Source organism: Candidatus Purcelliella pentastirinorum, from assembly GCF_003391335.1.
In the GTDB taxonomy this organism is placed as follows: Bacteria; Pseudomonadota; Gammaproteobacteria; order Enterobacterales; family Enterobacteriaceae; genus Purcelliella; species Purcelliella pentastirinorum.
In genome coordinates this window covers 80,502-99,930 of record NZ_CP028374.1, presented here as the reverse complement: position 1 = coordinate 99,930, position 19,429 = coordinate 80,502, and the positions used below count along the sequence as shown (strand labels likewise).

Here is a 19,429-nt window from a genome sequence, read left to right as displayed (position 1 = left end):
TTTGGAGAATTAAATGTTTAAAATTATCAAAGTTTTTAGTAGAGAAATATTAGACTCAAGAGGTAATCCTACAGTAGAATCAGAAGTTCATTTATCAGGTGGTTTTGTTGGATTATCATCTGTACCTTCTGGATCTTCTACTGGTATCAAAGAAGCATTAGAATTACGTGATCTTGATTATGAAAGATTTTTAGGTAAAGGTGTTATGAAAGCGGTTGATAACGTTAATAATATTATATCTAATAAAATTATTGGAGAAGATGCTAGAGATCAGGGTAATATTGATAAAATAATGATTGATTTAGATGGGACAGAAAATAAATCTAATTTAGGAGCCAATGCTATTTTATCTGTATCTTTAGCTGTAGCTAAGGCTGCTTCTTTATCTAAAAATATTCCATTATATGAATATATTGCTGAAATTAATGATACAAAAAATAAGTTTTCTATACCGTTACCTATGATGAATATTATTAATGGTGGTATGCATTCTGATAATAATATTGATATTCAAGAATTTATGATTCAACCTATTCTTGCTAAAAATATTAAAGAATCTTTACAAATTTGTCATAGAATTTTTTATTTTTTAGGAGATATTTTAAAATCTAGAGGTATAAATACAAATGTTGGTGATGAAGGAGGATATGCTCCTAATTTATCTTCTAATGAAGAATGTTTATTTATAATAAAACAAGCGATAATAAATGCTGGATATGAATTTGGTAAAGATATTGTTTTAGCTTTAGATTGTGCGGCTTCTGAGTTATATGATGAAAAAAATAAAATTTATAAATTAAAAGGTGAGAATAAAATTTTTTCATCTAAGGAATTCACATCTTATTTAGATAAATTGATACAAGAATATTCTATATCTTCAATTGAAGATGGTCAGTCTGAATTAGATTTAGATGGATATTTGTATCAAACTCATATTCTAGGTAGACGTGTTCAATTAGTTGGTGATGATTTATTTGCCACAAATAAGAAATATTTAAAAATTGGAATAAATAAGGGTATCGCTAATTCAATTTTAATTAAATTGAATCAAATTGGTACTTTGACTGAAACTTTATCTGTTATTAAAATAGCAAAAATTAAGGGTTATACCACAATTATCTCACATCGTTCTGGAGAAACTGAAGATGCTTTTATTTCAGACTTGGCTGTTGGTACTTCGGCAGGACAAATAAAAACTGGTTCTATAACTAGATCTGATCGTGTTGCAAAATATAATCAATTAATTCGTATAGAGGAACATCTTGGAGATAAAGCAATATTTAATGGTATTAGTGAAATAAAGACATTTTAATATAAAATGTCTTTATTTTTTTTGATTTATTTTTTTATTTACATATTTTTTATAATATATTAATTGCATTACATTTTTTGAAAAATTTTTTTAAATTTTTCAAAATAGATAGTTGTGATGCTCGTATCCAAGATCTTGGATCATAATATATTTTATTAGGTTTATTTATATCAATCGGATTACCAATTTGTGTTTGTAGATATTTTTTATATTTTTTATAATATTTTAAAACACCTAGCCAAGTAGCCCATTGTATATCAGTATCTATGTTAATTTTTACTATTCCATAATTTATAGATTCTTTTATTTCTTCTAAAGTCGATCCTGAGCCTCCATGGAAAACAAAATCTAAATAGTTATATGATAAATTATGTTTTTTACTTATATATTCTTGTGATTTTTTTAAGATTTTAGGTAACAATTTTACATTACCTGGTTTATATACTCCATGTACATTACCAAATGAAGCTGCAATTATAAAATTCGGACTTATAGATATTAAATTTTTATATGCATAATTTACATTTTCAGGTTTTGTATATAAATTGGTTTTTTTTATTTGTCTATTATCTATACCATCTTCTTCACCACCTGTACATCCCAATTCTATTTCTAGTATCATATCTATTTTTTTCATAATTGTTAAATATTTTTTAGAAATTTTAATATTTTTTTTTAATCTTTCATTAGATAAATCAATCATATGTGCAGAAAATAATGGTATTCCTTTCTTTTTATAGTATATTTGTCCTGCTATTAATAATTTATCGATCCATGGTAAAAGTTCTTTGTTACAATGATCAGTGTGTAATATAACTGGTATTCCATATTCTTTTGCCATTAAATGTACATGTTTAGCTGCAGAAATTGCTCCTATAACGGCTAAGTGATGTTTTTTTTTTGATTTTTTGCAATTTCCAGCAATAAATTTTGCTCCTCTATAAGATAATTGAATAATTACAGGGGATTTAATATTATTTGCTGTTTCAAGTACTGCATTTATTGAATCTATTCCTATACAATTTATAGCTGGTATAGCAAATTTTTTTTCTTTTGCTATACTAAATATTTTTTTCATATCATGGCTATTTAAAACACCAGGATTTAATATATCTAAAATTTTAGTCATAATAAACCTTTAAAAATAAATTTAAAGTAATATTTTATATTTGATATTTTATTTATGAGATTCAATTATATGAAACATTAAATTTAATTTATAATAGTATTTTTTTTAAATTATTTTGTTTATTTTTTAAAATTGAAATTACAGGTAATTCTTTTCCTTCTATTAGTTCTAAAAATGCTCCTCCTCCTGTAGAGATATAAGAAATTTTTTCTTTTATATTAAATATATTTATTGCTGATAAGGTATCTCCTCCTCCTGCTATAGAAAATGCTTTGTTTTTTGCTATACTATAAGCTATTTCTTTTGTTCCTTTTCTGAAGTTTTTAAATTCAAAGACTCCAACTGGACCATTCCATAATATTGTATTAGCTTTATTTATTAATCTTTTTATTTTATTTATAGTTTTGTCACCTATATCCATTATTTCTTCTTCATCTAAAATTTCATTAATTTTTTTATATGTTGATATTGCAGTTTCTGAAAATTCAGTACCTACATAACAATCTGTAGGTATTATAAATGAATATTTTTCTTTTAAATGTTTTGCTGTTTCTATAAATTCAGGTTCATATAAAGATTTTCCTATTTTGTTATCTATTGCTATAAAGGTATTAGCTATTCCTCCACCTACGATTACACTATCTGCTATTTTTGCAAGTGAATTTAGTACATTAAATTTGGTTGATACTTTTGATCCTCCTACAATAGCTATCATAGGTCTTTTAGGTTTTTTAAGTGCTTTGTTTAAAGAATTTAATTCTTTTAATAATAATGGTCCTGCACATGATATTTTAGCAAATTTACTGATACCATAAGTGGATGCATGACAACGATGTATGCTTGCAAATGCATCCATAACAAATATATCACATAATGATGCATATTTTTTTGCTAATTTTTCGTCATCTTTTTTCTCACCTATATTAAATCTTACATTTTCTAATATTATTAATTCATTTTCTTTTATTTTTATTTTTATTTTTTCTAAATAATTCTTTATTAGAATTATTTTTTTATTTTTAAATATTTTTTGTAAATAATACACTATTGGTTTTAATGATAATTCATTATTGTATTTACCCTCTATTGGTCTTCCTAAATGTGATGTAATTATTATTTTTGCTTCTTTTTTAAGAGCTATATTAATTGTAGGGATAAATGCTTTAATTTTTTCATCTGAAATAATATTTTTTTCTTTCATTGGAATATTTAAATCGGCACGTATTAATATTTTTTTATCTTTAAGGTTTAAATCGGTCATTTTTATTATAGACATAATAAAACCTCCTAAATTCATTTTAAATAAATATATGTTTTTTATTAATTATAAATATTTTTATGATATTACTGATGTAGTATCAATCATTTTATTAGCAAATCTCCGTTTATTATATCAGGCTAATATTTGTACTAAATTTTATTTTTATTTTTATTCTATTTCTTTTATAATCATTTTTTAAATTAAAAATTTATTTTATCTTTAAGAAAAATATTTAAAATTAATATTGTCACATTTGTAATGGATATTACAATTATATTTGTTATAAATTTATTTTTAAATTTTTGTAAAATTATTACAGTTTTTTTTTTAAAATTAGTATTTATTTGTGTTATTAAATATACAGAAAATCTAATTAGATTTATATAATTATTATAATTATTAATAATATTTTTTTCTTTCATTGATGGATAAATTATGTTTATATAATCATGTTTGATACCAAATTTATTATTTAATATTTTAATAATAGTAATAGTATAATTGTAAGTATATGATATATTATATGTCATATTATTTATTTTTTTTAAATTTTATAATTTATTCCAAATATTATTTTTTTATTTATATCTTTATTTTCAGGACGTAAAAATAAAACTTTTTTATTTTTGAAAGTAAATATTTTTTTATATTTTTAATTTTTTTATAAGTTTATGTGTAATCAAGAGCTATATCTATTTTTTATTTTTTTAATGATAATTGGTTAATTTTTTTATATTTTAAAATTTGTATTTTATTTTTATTAATTTTTAAAATATCATTATCCTTATTTATTTTATATGGTAATTTACTTTAGTTTATATCATATTTTATCAAATATGAGTTATATCAATTTTTTTTTATTAATTAATAACAACTACATTATTTTTTTTTTTATTTTTGTTTTTATTTTTTCTTTTATATGATAATCTTATAATGTTATATTTAATTTTATTAAAATCATTAATTGATATACGAATATTCATTATAATCCTATATAATTTTTTTATTTTAATATTAATAATATTTAAATTGTTTTATAAAATAATATTATTCTTTATTTTTAATTAAATTATAATATTAATTTTGCTTTTTTTATAATATTATTTATAGTAAAACCAAAATTTTTGAATAGATCTTCATTTTTCCCAGATTTACCAAATGTTTTCATTCCTATAATTATACCATCAAGTCCAATATATTTAAACCAATAATCCGAATAACTTGCTTCTATTGCTATTCTTTTTTTAATTTTTGAAGGTAGTATTGATTCTTTATATTCTTTGTTTTGTTTATCGAATATATTTGTAGATGGCATAGATATAATTCTAATTTTATATCCATAGGATATTAATTTATCATATGCTTTTATAGCTAATTGCACTTCTGAACCTGTTGCAATTATAATTAATTGTGGTTTGTTTTCAGTTGAATTATCTTTTATTATATATCCACCTCTTTTTATTTTATTTAATGTATTTTTATTTCTTTTTTGATATATTGTATTTTGTCTTGATAGAATTAAAGCTGTTGGAGAATTTTTATTTTCAATTGCATATTTCCATGCAAAAAATGTTTCTATTTGATCACATGGTCTCCAAAGATTTATATTGGGTATACTTCTAATATTTGCTATTTGTTCTACTGGTTGATGTGTTGGTCCATCTTCTCCAACACCTATAGAATCATGTGTATAAATTAATATTTGTCTGATATTCATTAAAGCTGCCATTCTAACAGCATTTTTTGCATAATCAAAAAATGTTAAAAAAGTAGCTGTTGATGGTATAAATCCACCATAAATTGATATTCCATTCGCTATCGCTGTCATACCAAACTCTCTTACACCATAATAAATATAATTTCCATTATTATTAGTATTTATATCTTTTGTATTTGAACTTGTTGTCAAGTTACTTTCTGATAAGTCAGCTGATCCCCCTAAATATTCAGGTAATATTTTATTAATATTTTTGATTATATTTTGTGATGCTTTTCTAGTAGAAATATTTTTTTTATTTTTTTGTAAATCAATAAAAATATTTTTCATATTTTTTTTCCAATTTACAGGTAAATTTCCTTTTATTCTTCTTTTTAATTCTTGATATAAATTTGGATATATTTTTTTATAAGATTTAAATTTTTTATTCCATTTATTTTCCTTATTTTTTCCTTCTTTTTTTGCATTCCATAATTTGTATATTATTTGTGGGATAAAAAATGGTTCATATTTCCATTTTAGTTTTTTTCTTGTCAATAATATTTCTTCTTTATTTAAAGGTGAGCCGTGTATTTTATTTGTTCCGGATTTGTTTGGTGAACCATAACCTATTATTGTTTTGCATATAATAAGTGATGGTTTTTCAGATTCTTTTTTTGCTTCTTTAATAGATTTTTTTATTTTTTTTGCATCATGTCCATCTATATTAGAAATAACATTCCATTTATATGCTTTAAATCTTTGAGTTATATCTTCAATAAAATAATTTTTTGTTTGTCCATCAATTGATATACCATTATCATCATAAAAAACTATTAATTTATTTAATTTTAATTTACCTGCTAAGGAACATACTTCATGTGAAATTCCTTCCATCATGCACCCATCTCCAACAAATATATATGTATAGTGATCTATTATATTAAAATTTTTTTTGTTAAATTTATTACTTAATATTTTTTCAGAAATTGCAAAACCGATACCATTTGCTAGTCCTTGTCCTAATGGTCCTGTAGTAGTTTCTATACCTATATTTTTTTCAATTTCAGGATGTCCAGGAGTTTTAGAATTAATAGTTCTAAATAATTTTAAATCTTTTATGGATAAATTGTATCCTGTTAAATGTAAGATACTATAAATTAACATTGATGCATGGCCGTTAGATAAAACGAATCTATCTCTGTTTATCCATTTAGGATTGTTAGGATTGTGATTTAAATAATCTCTCCATAATACTTCTGCAATATCTGCCATTCCCATAGGTGCTCCTGGATGACCTGATTGAGCATTATAGATTGCATCTATGGTTAGTATTCTGATGGCATTCGCTAATTCTTTACGTGATATCATTTTATAACCCTTTAATACGTTTTTTAATTAATCTATTATTATATACTAAATTGGTGATTACATATATTTAATATATATGCTAAAAAATAATTTTTTCTTTTTTATATGAACGATTTATTTGTTCAGTTAAACCAGTATTTCTTTTTATATAATATTTTATTGATTTATATAAAGTTTTTTTATTCGTATATATTATTATTTTTTTTTTTGCTCTTGTAATTGCTGTATATATTAGTTTTTTATTTAATATTGGTATATGTTCATTTGGTAATATTAAGCTTACTTTTTCAAATTCTGATCCCTGTGCTTTATGTACTGTAATAGACCATGCTGATTTGTAATGTTTTATAAATTCTATGGGTATTTTTTTTATATTTTTTTGTTTTTTTTTTAAAAATATATTAGGTTTTTTATTTTTATCTAATAAAATTATTCCTATATTTCCATTGTATATTTTTAAATTATAATTGTTTTTTGTTATTATTATAGGTTGACCTATGTACCATTTATTCATTTTACTTTTATAATTTATTAATTTTTTTTCTATTAAAATTGATTTAATATCATTATTTATTTTTTTTGTTCCGAAATTTCCTTTTTTTAGTGCGCATAGTAATTGATATTTATTTAAATAGTTTATTATATTAATTACAGGTTTTTTATTTTGTAACATATTTAGAATTTTTTTGTAAATTTTAATAAATTTATTTATTAAAATTAAGTAATTATTTTTTTTATTGACATTTATTAATTTTATATTTTTAGTGTTTGAATTTAATAAATTTTTTACTTTAATTATATTATTTGAATTTATTGCTTTAGCCATTTTTGCTATGTCAGAATTTTTTTTAAAACGATAATTTTTTTTTAAAATATGTATATTATTACATAATGTATTAAATTTATAATTTTTTTTAAAATTTTTTTTATTATTAATATATGATTTATTTTGTTTATTTTTTTTTAATGTATATATGTCTGACAATATATTACCTATCCCTATAGGATCTAATTGATCTTTATCTCCTATAAAAATTATTTGTGTATTAATTGGTATTGCTGAAATTATATTTGATATGATTTGCATATCTAGCATGGATGATTCATCAATTATTAAAACATCTATATTTAATTTATTTTCTTTTTTATAATAAATATTATTTTTATAATAATCTAAACCTATTAATGTATGTATCGTATATGCCTGTTTTGGAATATATTTTTTATTTTTTATTGTTATTTTTTTGTTTATTATTTTTTTGTTTATTTCTTCAGTTAATTTAGCAGCTGATTTTCCAGTAGGAGTGGCTAATTTTATATTAATTTTTTTTTTGGCATTGTATATTAATAATATTATTATTTTTTTTATTAATGTTGTCTTTCCTGTTCCTGGTCCTCCCATTATAAAAGTTATTTTTTTGGTTATTGCAAGTTTTGCAGCTATTTTTAGATTTTTATCTATTTTATTGAATAAATTATTTATATTAATTTTTAGTTTTTTGTAATTTATATAATTATTTTTTTTATTTACATTTAAAAATTTAGCTATTTTATTTTCCATTTTCCATATTTTATATAAATATATTTTATTATTAAATATAATTATTGGAGTTATGTTATTTTCACTATAGATACTTACCATATTAAATTTTAGTAATGATTTTAAGATATTTATTTTTGTTATTTTTTTTTTTTTATTTTTGGGTACTTGTTTTTTTATTTTTTTTAATATGTTTTCTATTGGCAAACATGAACTACCTTGTTTCATTTCAGCATGTAATGTTGCAATAATAAGAATAAGTAATTTTTCTTTTTTTTTTAAGAGAATTTTTGCAAAATCTAGATTATTTTCTGTAATTATTTTGTTTTTTAAAAATAATTTTATTATATTTGAAATATTTTTTAGCATATATATTTTAAATTTTATTTAAAAAATTTATTAAATTCATTTACAAAATTAAATTTTATTTTTTTAAAAAATATACCATGTTTATTATTATTGTTTATACCTCTGATAAATAAATAAAATATTCCTCCAAAATTTTTTTCAAATTTATAGTTTTTCATTTTTTGTTTTAAATATTTATGTAATGCTAATGCATATATATTGTATTGTAAATCATATCTATATTGTATAATAGTATTTTTTAATTTCATGTAAGAATATGATTTATCGCTGTATCCTAACCAATTTGATTTATAATCAATCAAGTAATATTTATTTTGCCAATTAAATATCATGTCAATAGAACCAGTTAATATTCCTGATAATTTATTAAATTTTAATTTTGGGGATTGTAGAGATATGTTATCGTAATAGCACATCATTTTATTAAATATATTTTTTGTAATAATTTTTTTAATTTTTATATAAAATTTTAATTCTTTTTTGTATTTATTTTTTTTTATTTTTGATAGACATATATTTTTTTTATTCAATTGTTTATTTAATATATTTTTTAACCAATCAATAATAATTGGTGTCCAATTTTTATTTAATTCTATGTTTTTAATTTTTTTATTAATGAAATTATAATTTAATGGTTTATTAAAATCTATATTTTCTAATAATTTATGTAAAAAATTTCCATAATATTTACCTCTAGGAAAATTATGGGGAGTTAAAATATTATTTTTTTTAATATTTTTTTTTATGTATAATTTTTTATTTTTTAATTCTTCTTTTTTTATACTAGAAAAACTATTTATTTGTGAATTATTTTTTAATGTGTGTTTTAAATAATATATTTTTTCTTTTTCTTTTATAAAGTTTATTTCATTGTAATTTATATTTTTTTTATTTTTGAAATAAGAAATATTAATTTCATTTTTTGAAAATATTTTTTGAAAATTAATTAAATATTTTTTAAAATTTAATTCATTTTTATTATTTATTAAATAGTTTAATTCATTTTGATTATTAATATTTGTTTCTTTTTTTTTATTTGTTAATATTACTACTATATTACAATTATATATAGCTCTTGTTAATGCTACATAAAATTTTCTAATATTTTCTGATAATATTTCTTCTTCAATTAATTTTTTGTTATTTTTTTGTAAATTTAAGACTTTATTAAAGTTATTTCTGTTGTGATAAATATTTCTATTAATTTTATTATAATTTGTAATAAATGGAATCCATACAATTGGAAATTCTAATCCTTTAGATTTATGAATAGTCATTACTTTGATTTTATTATGTATGTTATTATATCTAATCTGTTCATTTTTTTTTGTTTTTTCGGTATTATTTATTTTTTTTTCAAGATAATTAATTATATTATTTTTATTATTAGTTTCATAATAAATTTTATGTAATAATTCTCCAATATGTAAAATATTTATTATTTTTTGTTCATTATTATCAATGATGTTATAATTTTTAATTATATTAAAATCCGACAATATTATGTTAAATAATGATATTATTCCGAATTTTTTCCAAATTTGATAATAAGATTTAAATTTTTTAATAAACGTATAATATAAATTTTTATTTTTTTCTATTTTACTTATTTCAAATATATTAAAATTTATTATGTTTGTTATAAGACTGTTTTTTAATATATTAATGTTTTCTGGATTTATTGTTGCTTTTAATATTAATAATATTTCTTTAGCTTCATTTGTTGAGTATATATTATTATTATTAGATAAATAAAATGTTTGTAAATTATTTTTTTTAAATGTTTTACATATTATTTTTGCTTCTTTATTGTTTTTTACTAAAATTGTTATATCAGATGGACATAGTGGTTTGGACATTTTTATTTTATTTACTATATAGGATTTATTTTTTTTACTATATTTTAGCCACGAGCATATTTCATATGCACATTTTTGTGCTATTGATAATTTGTTATTAGAATAATTTAATTCATTATTTTCTATATACCAAATTTTTATTGCTGGTTGTTTCTTTTTATTTAATATAAATGACAAATTTGAATTTATTTTATTATATTTAGATTTTGTAAAAGGTATTTTATCTAATACAAAAGGTTTATCCTTTATTGAAAATATTTTATTAATACTTTTAACTATTCTTGGAGAAGATCTCCAATTTGTTATTAAATTAAATTTTTTAGATATTTTAGATGTTATTTTTATATAAGAAAATATATCTGCATTTCTAAAATCATAAATTGCTTGTTTTGGATCACCTACTAATAATAAAGTAAATTTTTTTTTTTTATTATATATATTATCAAATATTTTATATTGATTATAATCAGTATCTTGAAATTCATCAATTATGGTTACTGGGTATTTTTTATTAATTTTTTTTGATATTTTTTTAAAATTTTTATTTTTTATTGATGTGTTAATAACATTTATTAGATCATCAAATGAGATTAAATTTTTATTTACTTTTTCTTTTTTTATTATTTCGCGGGTTTTTATAATTGCAAATGATATTATATGATAGTATAATGAAGATTTTTTATTAAATAATTCTTCAATAAAATAAAATATTTTGTATTTTTTTATATCTGTTATTTTTTTATTTTTATTTATTATACTTATCCTAAAATATTTTAATATTTTAGGTATAAATTCGATAGTGTTTTTATCATAAACCCAATTTGTTATTTTATTAAACCAGATTAATAGATTTTTTTTATTATATATTTTTTTATTTACTTTTAAAGATAATATTATTGAAATTATTTTATTTTTATTTTTATTCCATTTTTTTTTTATTTTTTTAATAATTTCTATTATTTCTTTAAATTTTTTTAATAATATTGATTCTTTTTTTATTGGTATATTTTCAAAATTTGGAAGTTTTCCATTTAGCCAGGGTGAAATTATTTTTAATAAATTCTTAGGTGTCTTAATTTTGTATACAATATATTTAACTATATTAAATTCCAATTTATAAAAATATTTTCTCCAAAAATTTATTACTGATTGTTCGTATAGAATAGATTTATTTTTTAATAATTTATATTTAAAGGGTATATTTAACTCTAATGCGTATGTTTCTAGTATTTTTTTGCAAAAAACATGTATAGTGAAAATTGATGCATTATTTATTTGTTTTTTAGCTTTTAGTAGTATTTTTATACTAGTTTTAAAATCTTTTATTTTTTTAAAAATTTTTAATAATATATTATTTGAACATTTTTTTTCAATACAAGATCTTAATAAAATATTTATATTTTCGTATATTTTTTTTTTAATCTCTAAACTTCCATAATTTGTATAAGTTAAAATTAAAATTTTTTTTACTGATAGTGGTTTTTTATACAAATATTTTGTATTTATTCCTAAAATTAATCTAATATATATTATAATAATTGTAAAAGTTTTTCCCGTACCAGCAGATGATTCTATTAAAATTTTTCCTTTTAATGGAATATTAAATATATTTAATTTGTGCATTTATTTTTTAATTTTTTCAATTTTTTTAAATTTTATTATTGGTAATAACCATTTTTTAGAATTTTTACATATTTCTTTTATTTTATAGAGATCAATATTTTTTATTAAATTTTTTATGTATATATTATTTTTTTCTCCAATATAATATTCATTTCCGTACCATTCTTTATAAAAATCTTTAATAGCTTTATTTTTTAAGTTTTTATTAATCAAAATTTTATTGTTTTTATTTGTAAAATAAGTATTTATCCATGCCCAACAAGATCTTATTGGTAAAAGCAAGGGTTTATTTATTCCGTATAAATATCCTGAAACATATCTTTTTAAATATTTTTTAGCTATTTTTTTATTTAATATTGGAAAATATAATTTATAATCATTTTTAGTTAATATATAACTATTATTTTGATATCCTAGTGTAGAATAAACTAAATGTTTTAACCATAAATTCATTATAATATTAATATTTAGTTTAGATAGTGTCCATTTTATTATTTCAGAGTTTATAATATTATCTAAAGATCCTTTTAAATTATATTTATTTACTTTAATTTTAAAATCAATATTTGCTATTTTTTTTTTTGAAATCAATATATTTCTAGTAATATTTTTTACTTCTATATATGTATTTTCCCAATATAATTTTCCGAAATTATTATATGGTAAACTTCCTGATAGAGAATATTTTAAATATGAATCATCTATTTTTTTTTTATTAATTAAATTATTAAATATTTCTTTAGATATTTTATATTTTTCTATATAATTTAAATTAAAGGACTCATATTTATTTAAATTATTAATAGCTATTTCTTCGAAATTCATTTTTAAATTATCATTTATAAATACTTTTATAGGATTATTCCAAAATTTTAATAAATTTTTAAAATTTATATTTTTGTTTTTTTTATTATATGAAATAATATTATGTATATTTGCTTTTTTTGTTTTGATATTATTAATTAAATTATTATATATGATATTATCATGTAAATTATAAAGATGTTTTTTAATTAATTTTTGATTTTTTATGAAATTATTTTTTTCATTTGTTTTATAACAAAAATTATTAGATATATAATCTATTAGTTCGGTAATAATAATTGATTGATTTAATGTGTTATCATTTTGAGTGTTAAAATCTTTTGTATAGCTAATATATAGTTCTTTTTTTGTATTTGAAATTAATTTAAGAAATAGATATCTATCGTAATTTTCTTTATCTGGGTCACATTTATTTTTTTTATATTTTGTTAAATCAAAATTCATTATTTTTTCTTTTTTAGGAAATAGATTATGATTCATTCCAATTAAACAAATTATTTTATAAGGGTTTAATGGTATAAATGGAAATGAGGTAAAGTTTATTTTATTATTTAATAAATTGTATTTTATTTTTTTTTTATTTATTTTATTTTCTAGTATATGTAATAATGATTTTACATGAATAGTTGATGTATATTTTGATATTTTAATTTCATTTATTATTTGGTTCCAGATTTTTTTTATAAATATTATTTTTTTTATGTTATATTTATTTCTTTTAAAAAAATCTTTTATTAAATTATTTATTATTTTTTCCCATGTTTTTATTTTATGTTTATAAAATAATTTTTTTTTCCATTTTATTAGTGTTTTTATAAATTTTTGTAAATCATTTATAGCATTATTTGATATATTTATTTGATAATCATATGGTAATATTTTATTCCAGGGACCATTTTTTTCTTTTAAAAAATTTCCTAATATTAATCGTTCTAATCCAAATATCCATGTATATTTTTTAGTTTTATAATATCTATTTATTTTTTCTAATCCATTCCGTATATTAGATTTTTGTGCTAATATTTTTAAAAAAAATATTTTTTTTTTATTCATATTAAATTTATCGGAAATATCATCTTTTTCTAGTAAATTAAATATTTCATTTAAATCAAAATTCATATTATTAATATTAAGTATTTCTATAATTATTTTTAATATTTCATTTTTATTTTTTTTTTCTAGAATGTTATATTCTAGTCTTCTATTTTTATAATAATTATTGAATATACCATCAATGAATGGTATATATTTATTTATATCACTGGCTATAATTATTATTTCATTTAATTTTATTTTTTTATTTTTATTTATAGTTTTTAATAGATAATTATGTAGTATTTCTATTTCGTGTTTTTTATTATTACAAATATGTATGGAAATTGAATTATCATGTTTATCAAATAAAAAATTATTTTTTTTTTCGTTTTTTTTTGTATGTGATATATTTTTTTGTATTTTTTGTAACATATTATTTGCTTGAATATTTTTGAATTTATATTTTATATTTTTGTTTATCTTTTTTAAATAAAACATATAATTTTTACTTATATGATCCCAATATTCTAATAATATGTTATTTATTTTTTTAGGTTTGTTATATTTTTTTTTTATGTATTTTAATGGGTTATTAAATAATATATATATGTTAAAATACTTACCTAATTTTTTTATTATCTTAAAATGTATTTTAGACAATGTGAATACATCGAATATAAATAAACGAATTTTTTCTATTTTATTTTTTTTTTCGTTTTTTTTATTTTTTAAAAATTTTTTTATTTTTTTAAAAATTTCATATTCATTATATAATTTCGGATAATTTTCTTTTTTGTATTTTATTATTTTTTTCCATATAAATGCTTGCCATTTATTATTATCTTCAATTTCATTTACATTATTTATTTTTTCCCAATCATCTATAATTTTTGTTTTATATATTGTATATTTTTCAAAAATAATAGCTAATTTATATGATAATTGTATTAATTTATTATCATTAATATCTGATTTTAAGTATTTTTTGATTATATTAATTTCTTTACAAAATATATATTTTTTAAAAATTGACATAATAGTCCAAGTTAAAATATTTTTATTTAATTTATGACATGTCAATTTATTATGAGATATTAATTGAAATATTTTTATTAAAAAATTATTCATAAATATAAAATTTAAATTACAAATAAATCCAATATCTTTAGTTAAAGATATTTGTAGCCATTGAGCCATATATTTATTTTGTATTAAAATATATTCACTTGAAAATATATTACTTGATTCATTTTTAATGATTATTTTTTTTATAATATTTTTTAAGTAAATAATATCATTAGAACAATATGTAAATATCATTTTTTTATTTATAAAAATAATTTTTATTATTAATAATTTATTTATATTTATTTTTAAATTTTATTTTTATCAGATTTATAAAATATATATTTTATTATTTTAAACATAATTTTATAATAAACTATTTAATTAATAGGTATTATATTCTATTTTTCATTATTTTTTATTTTTAATTTCTTTATATTTTTTTTAAATTTTAACTAATTGTTATTATTTAATAATATAAGTTTTTTTATTAAAATTTAGTTATAATAAATCATAATATATTTTCATATATTTTGAGGAGATTATCTTTATGTTAAATGATATTTTAAATAAAACAGATAATGATATGAAAAAATGTTTTTATAAATTTATTACTAATATTAGTAAAATAAGAACAGGTAGAGTTTCTACTTCATTGTTAGAAAATATATCTGTAGAATATTATGGTAATGTTAGTCTATTAAAATATATTTCTAATATTACAGTAGATAATAATAATACTTTAAAGGTATCTGTTTTTGATTTTAGTATTATACCGATTATTTGTAAAGCTATATTAAAGTCTAATTTAGGAGTAAATCCTAATGTTATTGGAAACAATATAAAAATAATATTTCCTTATCTAACTAAAGAAAGAAAATTATTTTTAAAAAAAATTTTACATGATGAAACTGAAAAAAATAAAATAATTATCAGAAATATTAGAAGAATTTATAATAATAAATTAAAAAAATTATTAAAAAATAAAGAAATAAATATAAGTAATGAAAGAAATAAAAAAAATGATATACAAAAATTAACAAATAAGTATATGAAAAAAATTCAAGATATTTATATAGAAAAAAAAAGAGAAATTTAAAATTTTTAATAAATTTATATATGAATGTAAATATATTTATTTTAATTTTATTAATAATTTATTTTAATTTAATAATTTATAAAAATAATAGTTAAATTTATATTTATTTTATATTAATAGATATTTTTTAATTTTTTTATATTTTAATTTATATAAATTAATAATATTGATTATTAAAATAAATTAAAAATAAATATTTTAATAAAAATATTTTTTAATTCTGTTTTTTACTTGAAATATTATAAAATAATAATGTAATTTTGGTTAATTTATATATGATTAAAAAAAATAAAAATACATTGAATCATATCGCTATTATTATGGATGGTAATGGTAGATGGGCTCAAAAAAGGAATAAACCACGCATATATGGGCATAAAAAGGGTGTTAAAGCTGTTTTAAAAGCGATTGATTTTTCTTTGTGTAATAAATTAAATGTTTTAACTTTATATGCTTTTAGTAGTGAAAATTGGCGTAGACCCATACAAGAAATTTTAGCTTTAATAAAATTATTTGTATGTACATTAAGTTCAAAAATTAAATTTATACATAATAATAATATTTGTTTAAAAGTTATTGGTAATTTAAATCAATTCGATTCAAAGTTGATAAGTCTTATTTTATACTCGGAGAATTTAACGAAATATAATACTGGTTTACAATTGAATATTGCTATAAATTATGGCGGTCGTTGGGATATAGTAAAAGTAATTAAGAAAATTGTTCGTTTAATTCAAAGAGGACTACTTGATTTAAATAAAATAAATGAAAATACTGTTTCTACATTAATTTCTTTAAATCATTTGCCTCCTGTTGATTTATTAATTAGAACAGGTGGTGAATATCGTTTAAGTAATTTTTTACTTTGGCAAATTGCATATACTGAATTTTATTTTACTAATGTTTTATGGCCTGATTTTGATAGTAAAATATTTAAAATAGCAATAGATGCATATTTTTGTAGAAAACGTAATTTTGGTGGTTTATAAATGTTTAAATATGAAATAAAAATATTGTTAAATCGTATTATTATAACTTTAATATTAATATCTTTAATATATTATGTTTTATTTTTTTTAACTTTATATAAATTTATATTTTTTATTTTTTTATTATTTGTTTTATCAATTATTGAATGGATAAAAATTAATAAAATTGAATTATTTAATAAATTTATATTTATTTTTTGTTTTATTATTTTTATTTGTTTTTATAAAATTTTTCTATTATCTTCATTGGCTTTTATTAATTTTTTTAGTAAAATTATAAATTTATTATCATTGACATGGTGTTTATTATCATTTCTTTTAGTAATTTATTATCCTAAATCATCTTTATTTTGGAAAGATTCATATTTTTTAAAAATTTTATTTGGTCTTTTAATCTTAGTTTCCTTTTTTTATGATATAATTTTTATTAGACAATTGTGTTACACAAAAAATCATTATTATGGTTCTTATTTATTACTATATATTTTAATACCAATATGGTTTTTTGATTCTTCATCTTATATTTTTGGAGTATTATTTGGTGTAAATAAATTATTTATGAAATTATCTCCTGGTAAAACTTTTGAGGGTTATTTATTTGGTGTATTATTTTTAATTTTAATTTTTTTTATATATAAATTTGTAGGAATATTAAATATTAGTAATTTAAATGTGATAATTATATCTTTTTTAATGTCTATTTTATCTTTATTTGGTGATTTGCAAGAAAGTATGTTTAAAAGAATAGGTAAAGTTAAAAATAGTAGTAAATTATTTTTTTCTCATGGTGGTATATTAGATCGTATTGATAGTTTAACGATAGTATTATCGTTTATTTCTAATTACTTATTATTTTTACAGGAATATAGATGTTAAATTTAATATGGAATTTTTCTTTTTTTATTATCACCTTGGGAATTTTGGTTACCATTCATGAATTAGGTCATTTTTTAGTAGCAAGATTTTATAATATTGGAATATTAAAATTTTCTATTGGTTTTGGTAAGATTTTATGGAGTAGAAAGGATAGATATGGTACCAAATTTTCTATAGGTATTATTCCTTTAGGTGGGTATGTAAAAATATTAGAAAAAGATGATAAAAGTTCAAAAATAATTATAAAAAAAAAAATTTTTAGTGAACAAAGTATATTCAAAAGAAGTTTAATTATATTTTCTGGTTCTTTTGCAAATTTTTTGTTAGCAATATTTTTATATTGTGTAATATATGTACATGGTTTAGATAATGTTCGTCCCATAGTAAGTAACGTTATAACTAATTCTGTAGCTGACCAATTAAATATAATTCCTGGTATGATTATCAAATCTGTTGATGGTGTTAATACACCTGATTGGAATTCAGTTCGTATGATTTTTTTACATAATATAAATAATAAATCATTAGATTTATGTGTTTCTAAATCTTATGATACTAATTGTATAATTAAACATATTAGTTTAAATAAACTTAATTTTGATTATCATTATGATCCATTTTTATATTTAGGTATTGTTGAACCTAATTTTAATTTTAGTAATATAATTTCATATATAGAATCTGGTTCTATAGCTGAATTATTTAAATTACGAATAGGGGATATATTATATGAAGTAAATAATGTAAGGATTACTGGATTAATTGATTTTATTAATCAAATAATTTGTAATAAAAATAGTTCAATTAAATTGGTTATAATACGTAATAATATAAAACATATATTTAGATTACCATTTAAATTAATAAAAAATAATAAATTTAAAAATTTTTTAGGTATTTATACCGAAAAAAATGTATTGTCTAATGATTATAAAATAGTTGACAAATATAATATATTTTTTTCTATTAAAAAATCTATTTTAAACACAATTTATATTATACGTTTAACTATCAATTTATTATTAAAAACTATATTTGGTGAATTCAAGGTAAGTAACTTAAGTGGTCCAATTTTTATTGCCAAAAGTTCTGGAGTATCAGCTAGATATGGAATTATTTATTATTTGAGATTTCTTGCTTTGATTAGTATTAATATAGGAGTTATTAATTTATTTCCGATACCAATATTAGATGGAGGATATTTATTATTTCTTTTAATTGAAAAATTAAAAGGAAAACCTCTATCTGAAAAATTTCATTTTTACAGTTATCGCATAGGTTCGATTTTACTAATTATTTTAATGATTATTGCATTATTTAATGATTTATCTCATTTTTAGTTTTTTTTTTTAATTTAGTATTTATTTTTTAAATTTAAAT

The 19,429-nt window shown here is 17.9% G+C and carries 13 protein-coding genes; 5 read left to right on the top strand and 8 right to left on the bottom strand.

Features of this window, described 5'->3' with window-relative positions; all coding sequences use genetic code 11:
• Positions 1 to 13: 13 nt before the first annotated feature.
• Positions 14 to 1,312: a phosphopyruvate hydratase gene (gene eno, locus C9I82_RS00410; RefSeq protein WP_115955897.1), complete on the top strand. Its 1,299-nt coding sequence runs from the start codon at positions 14 to 16 to the stop codon at positions 1,310 to 1,312.
• A gap of 49 nt (positions 1,313 to 1,361) precedes the next feature.
• Here the strand turns inward: eno and fbaA are convergent, their stop codons facing one another.
• From fbaA to C9I82_RS00375, 8 genes are all read right to left on the bottom strand, one after another.
• Positions 1,362 to 2,441: a class II fructose-bisphosphate aldolase gene (fbaA, locus tag C9I82_RS00405; RefSeq protein ID WP_115955896.1), complete on the bottom strand. Its 1,080-nt coding sequence runs from the start codon at positions 2,439 to 2,441 to the stop codon at positions 1,362 to 1,364.
• Between the two features lie 88 nt (positions 2,442 to 2,529).
• Entirely contained in the window at positions 2,530 to 3,717 is a 1,188-nt protein-coding gene (locus tag C9I82_RS00400) for a phosphoglycerate kinase (protein ID WP_115955895.1), read from the bottom strand.
• Positions 3,718 to 3,902: 185 nt separating this feature from the next.
• Positions 3,903 to 4,232 carry a hypothetical protein gene (locus C9I82_RS00395; RefSeq protein ID WP_115955894.1) on the bottom strand — a complete coding sequence of 110 codons (330 nt, stop codon included), beginning with the start codon at positions 4,230 to 4,232 and terminating at the stop codon, positions 3,903 to 3,905.
• A 330-nt stretch (positions 4,233 to 4,562) separates the two neighbouring features.
• Positions 4,563 to 4,685: a hypothetical protein gene (locus C9I82_RS02370; protein ID WP_275895747.1), complete on the bottom strand. Its 123-nt coding sequence runs from the start codon at positions 4,683 to 4,685 to the stop codon at positions 4,563 to 4,565.
• Positions 4,686 to 4,771: 86 nt separating this feature from the next.
• Positions 4,772 to 6,769 (bottom strand): transketolase, encoded by a 1,998-nt coding sequence (gene tkt, locus C9I82_RS00390; RefSeq protein WP_115955893.1) that lies wholly within the window; start codon positions 6,767 to 6,769, stop codon positions 4,772 to 4,774.
• A 79-nt stretch (positions 6,770 to 6,848) separates the two neighbouring features.
• A complete protein-coding gene (recD, locus tag C9I82_RS00385) occupies positions 6,849 to 8,678 on the bottom strand; it encodes an exodeoxyribonuclease V subunit alpha (RefSeq protein WP_115955892.1) in 1,830 nt (609 codons plus the stop codon).
• A gap of 14 nt (positions 8,679 to 8,692) precedes the next feature.
• Positions 8,693 to 12,160 (bottom strand): exodeoxyribonuclease V subunit beta, encoded by a 3,468-nt coding sequence (gene recB / locus C9I82_RS00380; protein ID WP_115955891.1) that lies wholly within the window; start codon positions 12,158 to 12,160, stop codon positions 8,693 to 8,695.
• Positions 12,161 to 15,340, bottom strand: a complete 3,180-nt coding sequence (locus C9I82_RS00375; protein ID WP_115955890.1) for an exodeoxyribonuclease V subunit gamma — start codon at positions 15,338 to 15,340, stop codon at positions 12,161 to 12,163.
• Positions 15,341 to 15,635: 295 nt separating this feature from the next.
• Between C9I82_RS00375 and frr the strand changes: the two genes are divergently transcribed.
• From frr to rseP, 4 genes are all read left to right on the top strand, one after another.
• On the top strand, positions 15,636 to 16,184 hold the full coding sequence (frr, locus tag C9I82_RS00370; RefSeq protein ID WP_115955889.1) for a ribosome recycling factor: 549 nt from the start codon (positions 15,636 to 15,638) through the stop codon (positions 16,182 to 16,184).
• A gap of 275 nt (positions 16,185 to 16,459) precedes the next feature.
• Entirely contained in the window at positions 16,460 to 17,173 is a 714-nt protein-coding gene (uppS, locus tag C9I82_RS00365) for a polyprenyl diphosphate synthase (protein ID WP_115955888.1), read from the top strand.
• The gene (locus C9I82_RS00360; protein WP_115955887.1) at positions 17,174 to 18,049 is read left to right on the top strand and encodes a phosphatidate cytidylyltransferase; all 876 of its coding nucleotides are present in this window, start codon (positions 17,174 to 17,176) and stop codon (positions 18,047 to 18,049) included.
• Positions 18,043 to 19,389 (top strand): RIP metalloprotease RseP, encoded by a 1,347-nt coding sequence (gene rseP, locus C9I82_RS00355; RefSeq protein WP_115955886.1) that lies wholly within the window; start codon positions 18,043 to 18,045, stop codon positions 19,387 to 19,389. The genes C9I82_RS00360 and rseP overlap by 7 nt, the downstream gene beginning before the upstream one ends.
• Positions 19,390 to 19,429 lie beyond the last annotated feature (40 nt).

What these genes read in the sequence shown, in the direction of transcription:
- fbaA (WP_115955896.1), bottom strand. Translation starts at nt 2,441, where the DNA reads ATGACTAAAATTTTAGATATATTAAATCCTGGTGTTTTAAATAGCCAT.
- recB (WP_115955891.1), bottom strand. Translation starts at nt 12,160, where the DNA reads ATGCACAAATTAAATATATTTAATATTCCATTAAAAGGAAAAATTTTA.
- C9I82_RS00375 (WP_115955890.1), bottom strand. Translation starts at nt 15,340, where the DNA reads ATGATATTTACATATTGTTCTAATGATATTATTTACTTAAAAAATATT.
- recD (WP_115955892.1), bottom strand. Translation starts at nt 8,678, where the DNA reads ATGCTAAAAAATATTTCAAATATAATAAAATTATTTTTAAAAAACAAA.
- C9I82_RS00395 (WP_115955894.1), bottom strand. Translation starts at nt 4,232, where the DNA reads ATGACATATAATATATCATATACTTACAATTATACTATTACTATTATT.
- C9I82_RS02370 (WP_275895747.1), bottom strand. Translation starts at nt 4,685, where the DNA reads ATGAATATTCGTATATCAATTAATGATTTTAATAAAATTAAATATAAC.
- tkt (WP_115955893.1), bottom strand. Translation starts at nt 6,769, where the DNA reads ATGATATCACGTAAAGAATTAGCGAATGCCATCAGAATACTAACCATA.
- frr (WP_115955889.1), top strand. Translation starts at nt 15,636, where the DNA reads ATGTTAAATGATATTTTAAATAAAACAGATAATGATATGAAAAAATGT.
- eno (WP_115955897.1), top strand. Translation starts at nt 14, where the DNA reads ATGTTTAAAATTATCAAAGTTTTTAGTAGAGAAATATTAGACTCAAGA.
- C9I82_RS00360 (WP_115955887.1), top strand. Translation starts at nt 17,174, where the DNA reads ATGTTTAAATATGAAATAAAAATATTGTTAAATCGTATTATTATAACT.
- C9I82_RS00400 (WP_115955895.1), bottom strand. Translation starts at nt 3,717, where the DNA reads ATGTCTATAATAAAAATGACCGATTTAAACCTTAAAGATAAAAAAATA.
- uppS (WP_115955888.1), top strand. Translation starts at nt 16,460, where the DNA reads ATGATTAAAAAAAATAAAAATACATTGAATCATATCGCTATTATTATG.
- rseP (WP_115955886.1), top strand. Translation starts at nt 18,043, where the DNA reads ATGTTAAATTTAATATGGAATTTTTCTTTTTTTATTATCACCTTGGGA.